At 62.5% G+C, this 1,091-nt stretch carries 1 protein-coding gene and 1 pseudogene; both read left to right on the forward strand.

The window, feature by feature from the left end; translation table 11 throughout:
* Window positions 1-6: 6 nt before the first annotated feature.
* Window positions 7-144 (forward strand): annotated as a pseudogene (locus F464_RS29775) (helix-turn-helix domain-containing protein); the annotation flags it as partial.
* Window positions 145-234: 90 nt separating this feature from the next.
* Window positions 235-933, forward strand: coding sequence for a transposase (locus F464_RS0127630; protein ID WP_018993106.1), 699 nt, complete (start codon window positions 235-237; stop codon window positions 931-933).
* Window positions 934-1,091 lie beyond the last annotated feature (158 nt).

The following is a 1,091-nucleotide window of genomic DNA, read 5'->3' on the forward strand; positions in this document are numbered from 1 at the left end:
GCAACGATGCATAAGTATCACCAGCTCACCCAAGAGGAACGATACAGCATGACGGCCTTGATGCGCAGCGGCTGTTCGCAGGCAGAGATCGCGCGCGAGCTGGGACGCTCGCCGAGTACGATCAGCCGCGAACTGCAAGGAAATAGGGGACAGACCACGATTTCCCCTCAGGCAGGCCCCGCTGCCAAGGCAGTGAGGTAGGATATATGCATACTACACCCACTCCCTACCGTCATGCCGCGCCGCCCTCGCCTCTCCCTGCCCGACGTTCCGCTACATCTCATCCAGCGCGGCAATAACCGGCAAGCCTGCTTCTACGCCGACGAGGACTACCGGCGCTACCTCGACTGGCTCGCGGAGTCCGCCGCAACAACCGGATGCCGCGTTCACGCCTACGTCCTGATGACGAATCATGTTCATCTGCTCGTCTCGGCGTCACGCGCCGAAGCACCTGGCGAGATGATGAAGGCCCTGGGCCAGCGCTACGTGCAATACGTGAACCGAACCTACCGCCGCACCGGGAGCCTCTGGGAAGGGCGTTACCGTTCCTGCCCAACCCAGACCGACGGCTACCTGCTGGCCTGTCAGCGCTACATCGAACTCAACCCCGTTCGGGCCGCGATGGTCGACCACCCGGCGGATTACCCGTGGTCTAGCTATCGCGCGAACGCGCACGGCGCGGCAAGCGAGGTGCTCACGCCACATGAAACCTTCATCGCCCTCGGATATGAACTCGAACGCCGACAGGCAGCCTACCGGGAGTTGTTCCGCCACGCGCTTGCCCCCGCGATGATCGACGAAATACGCCGGGCAACGAACGGGAATTTTGCGCTCGGCAATCCGCTATTCTGCGATCAGGTGGCCGCTGCGCTGGGCCGACGGGCACAGCCGGGACAGGCTGGTCGGCCACCCAAGCAACGTTCGTTGAGTTGACCTGCCGCACAGTCGCCGACTGCGCGAGATCGTGGTCTGTCCCCCTATTTCCCGTTCTGAAATCGTGGTCTGTCCCCAATGCCGTTAAGTTAAGCGATGTCGTTGCCATCATGCAGCCTTGTAGGCGCGATGCCGTGTTGGCTTGACGGCTTGGCGTG

Origin of the sequence: Aromatoleum toluclasticum ATCC 700605, from assembly GCF_000378245.1 — a bacterium.
Lineage (GTDB): Bacteria > Pseudomonadota > Gammaproteobacteria > Burkholderiales > Rhodocyclaceae > Aromatoleum > Aromatoleum toluclasticum.